Source organism: Cupriavidus sp. L7L (genome assembly GCF_004353535.1).
Lineage (GTDB): Bacteria > Pseudomonadota > Gammaproteobacteria > Burkholderiales > Burkholderiaceae > Cupriavidus > Cupriavidus oxalaticus_A.
Genome location: NZ_SMNY01000124.1, coordinates 1 through 3,677, shown reverse-complemented (window position 1 = coordinate 3,677; position 3,677 = coordinate 1). Strand labels below are relative to the sequence as shown.

The following is a 3,677-nucleotide window of genomic DNA, read 5'->3' as shown; positions in this document are numbered from 1 at the left end:
GGCTGCCGGCGAGATATGAACCAGAATGCGCGATTCCAATTCCGACATGACGCCGTTCATCTGCCGGTCCAAGTCGCAGTTTGCCTGAAGTAATACACGGAGAGCGATCTTCGGATCCGCAAGTTCCGGCGTACTGAGGGCCGCGCGCAGCGAAGCGGATAGATTCTGCCCGGTGGCGGACTCTACCAGCCCGGACACCATGGTCTGAACCCGGTCGATAAGCTGCTGCGGCCCCGTCAGCGAGAAACCTTCAGGGGTCTCGGTGGCCGCGACAGGCGGGCCATCATCGTAGCCAGATCCTTTCTCTGGGTTGGATTGCGCCTCGCCGGCCTGCGCTTCTGTCCTTCCGGTGAAGAAACTGACGATACGACGCAGAAGCGCCCGAATGGCCTCAATCAGGTGACGCAGAGTCAGGCCTTCCGCCTCATGGCCCTGCACGGGCGATTTCTTCACCCGGTTAGCCAACGCAGATTTGTCCACCCATAGCTGCTCGTTGCCTGCAGTCGCAACCTCCTTCTCTGCAGGACGTCCAAAGTAACTTTCCGTCATTACGCCCGGGGTCATAAGTGCTCCAGCGCGATTCTGTATCGCTTCAATTATACGGGGTTCGAAATTCCGAGAGCCAAAATCGAGGCTCATCCTTAAGAGTGAGGTACAACAATTTGTAAGCGGCGCTTAGATCACTACTTGCCCCTCCATGTGCGAATGCGCGAGTCGACGTCGTTGTGAACGAAGCCACGTTGGCTGTAGAAGCCCACTCCACCCTGGCTGGCCACGTAGGCAAGCCGCCCGAGATACTCGGCAGAGATTTCACGGGTGCTGAAATCCACTGCCCGAAAAACGCCCATGTCGTTCGGCAGATGCCGGGAGTTCAATGCACCGCCCTCGCGGCTATTGGTCGAAGCGAGACGGCAGCCGGAGTGGATGAGAAATGGGATGGTGTAGCCGTAGGCCGCAAGCCATGCCTGTTCCCAGGCAAGCAATCGAAGCAGTGCAGGGTGCGGCCTGCCGACAAAATTGGCCTGCGCGTCTCTGAGCAGATACGCGGCGGCGTTGTAGCCTTCCTGCGTGGCAAAATCGATTCGCGCCTGATCCTTGCCACGCCGAAGCCAGAGAACCGATGGCATCGGCGCTTCCTGGCCCAGCGCTTCGCGCACGCCGACACAAGGCGCAATGGCGGCTGCGGCAACCGTTGCGCGTAGAAAATCCCGCCTCAGCATCACCGTGCCTTGTTCGCTGATTTCTCGATGTTGGCCTGCATGCTTCCGAACAATTGCTCGATATCTTCGATGGTCATGTCCTCTGCTGGCTGGCTCCACTTCAACTGTGCGGAGATCTCGCTCTCTGTAGCCTTCACCGCCTCCTGAGGCTGTTCGCTGCCAAGCGCTTCCTCCATTCGCACAAGCATGTCAGCCGTCTCTTGCGTGAAGCCGATGACGACCGGGTTAGTTTCGACCTGGTGAGCGGTTCGTTGCGGCGGTTCGGGGTTCACCAGGTCCACCTGCTCGGGGGTGAGGCTCGCCTCGCGCCGCATCGCGCGGTCGACTGGCGTCGCATCGCTGTCGCCCTGCGGGCTATCCTGATACTGGGCTAGCCATTCATTCAGACCACCGTCTGCACCACCACTGGCGGCACCGCCCACTGACGACACACTCTCAGTGCGAAGCTCTCCACTACCCATCGCTTGCGCTTCCGGCAAAGCGTCGTAGTCGTCCGGAATCACGCCGCTGACGGTCTTCTCTTTGACGCTCGACAGCACGGAAGTCGGAGGCTGAGTCGACTCCGCGAACTCGCGTACCAGCTCAGCAAAAGCGTTCGAAGCTGCTTTTTCCTGCAGCGGGGGATTGTGGTACGGCTCAGTCCGAGGCCCCGTCTCCTGCCTCTCTGCATCCCGCACGATTGCCGGCGCTTCCGCGGCGAAATCGACACCGTCGTACTGGTCGATAGGTGACGTCTCGGGGATCTGCTCTTGCTCTCCACCAGTAGCTGTCCAGTACCGGCCTTTCTCGTCGGCCTGGTGGGCGCGCATGGCCGCCACCGCCGCCTGGTAGTAAGCGATGCCGCGATTCACCGCCCCTTCATTCGGATTGGCCTCTTCGATCCTCCGCCACGTCTCACGCACCGCCGTCGCGATTGGGTCTTCGTTGGCGGGGTACGTCTTTGCGCTGCCGGCACGAATCAGCTGCACGATATTCGCTATCGTGGTGAACCGCCTGTCCGTGGCCTTGATCGGCTTTGCCTTTCCTTTCAGCTCGATGAACTGAGGTCTGTCTACCTGCAGGAAGCGGTTCAGACGGAAAGGTAGTTTTGTCTTCTTGAACGAGTGGAACCATGTGAAGCTCCGCGCGCGCGTCACCTGGTCCTTGAAGATCAGAATGCCCTCCATCTCCTTGAGGGCCTTTAGCTCTTGAAGCTCGATGCGATCACGACGCTGAATGGATCCTGTCAGCGCCTGGTTGAAGTTGGTCGGGAAGAGGTTCCCCACGCTGCCTTCATAAGACCCCGTCTCGACGGTAATGGACTGGCCAGCGACTTTCTTGAATACCTCCAGGGTCTTGTCCGGATCCTCCAATGCCAACGTGTACTTGATCTTCGTGTTGGCGATCATCGAATCGACTTCTTCCTTGTTCTCCCCTTTCGCCATGGCCGCGACGTCCTGGCCCGCCGCGATCATCATGAAGCCAAGGCTCCGCGCCTGAGCGAACATGAGTGCGATACCCTCAGCAAAGTAGTAGCCGAGTTCGTCCATCGTGATGATGTACGGGGCAGGAGAATTCGTTGCCTTGGTGTCGATGATCTCCGCGTACGTGCCTTCGAGCCTGTGCCCGAGGTTCATCGCCATCATGAGGCGAATGCTCGCAACGACGAGCTTGCCGAGGTTGGCTGCTTCCTGAGCTGACTTCTCCAAGGTCGGAATCATGACGACGAGAATGCGCCGGTTCAGGAGCACATCCATCATGTCCACTTCTGAGTATTTGTCCTTGAAGATGTAGCCGTACGTGTCCATCAGCATGGACAGCGTCCGTGCATATTGTCCGGTCAGGTAGCCGTGCTGGTCATAGACGCCCTGGTCCCATTTGTCCGGCTTGTCGGCCAGGTCGGGGCGAAAGCCAGGGAGGCCGGTTTCGAGATAGGCCTTGATGGGAAGAAAAGCATACTCGGGGATCTCGCCCTTCTTGCCTTTCAGGTACAGCTTCACGAGATTCGGAAGCGCAAGGTACTCCCGGATGACGCCAATCGAGAGCGTCAGATTTCCCACGGCTCGCTCATAGCACAGCGTCCGCAGCACGGCGTCCATCATGTTGACCGCCTTTTGCTGCCACTGCGCCCCGTCCCCTCCGGCCTTCGGCAACAGGGACGACGAAAGCTGTGACAGGAAGTCAGGTGTGCCCTCGTACCACGGGTTCATACTGTTCGAGTGCTTCTCCGTGGATTTCTTTCGCTTGTACGGATCCGCACCACCCGTCATGAAGTTGAGGACAAGATAATCGTCCTCCCGCCCAGTTCGTCGGCACATGCTCCACACCGCGGCATGGAGGCTGGAATCTGCCTTGCCGTCCGAGTAGAAGAACCCAGATCCCCATGCGAGGGCATTGAAGCAGATAGAGAGCAGCGTGACGGTCTTACCGGAACCCGTCGTGCCCATCAGCAGCATGTGCGTGCGCGCATCCGAGTTC

General features: G+C 59.2%; 3 protein-coding genes. All 3 read right to left on the bottom strand.

All coding sequences use genetic code 11. From position 1 onward, the window contains the following. Positions 1–564, bottom strand: a 564-nt coding sequence (locus E1J61_RS36230) for a hypothetical protein (RefSeq protein WP_133098569.1), incomplete at its 3' end; no start/stop codon positions are given. A gap of 119 nt (positions 565–683) precedes the next feature. Continuing rightward, positions 684–1,220, bottom strand: a complete 537-nt coding sequence (locus E1J61_RS36225; RefSeq protein ID WP_133098568.1) for a D-Ala-D-Ala carboxypeptidase family metallohydrolase — start codon at positions 1,218–1,220, stop codon at positions 684–686. Then, positions 1,220–3,677 (bottom strand): type IV secretory system conjugative DNA transfer family protein (locus E1J61_RS37655; RefSeq protein WP_165971624.1); only part of this gene is annotated, 2,458 nt, incomplete at its 5' end. The genes E1J61_RS37655 and E1J61_RS36225, both read right to left, overlap by 1 nt.

What these genes read in the sequence shown, in the direction of transcription:
- E1J61_RS36225 (WP_133098568.1), bottom strand. Translation starts at nt 1,220, where the DNA reads ATGCTGAGGCGGGATTTTCTACGCGCAACGGTTGCCGCAGCCGCCATT.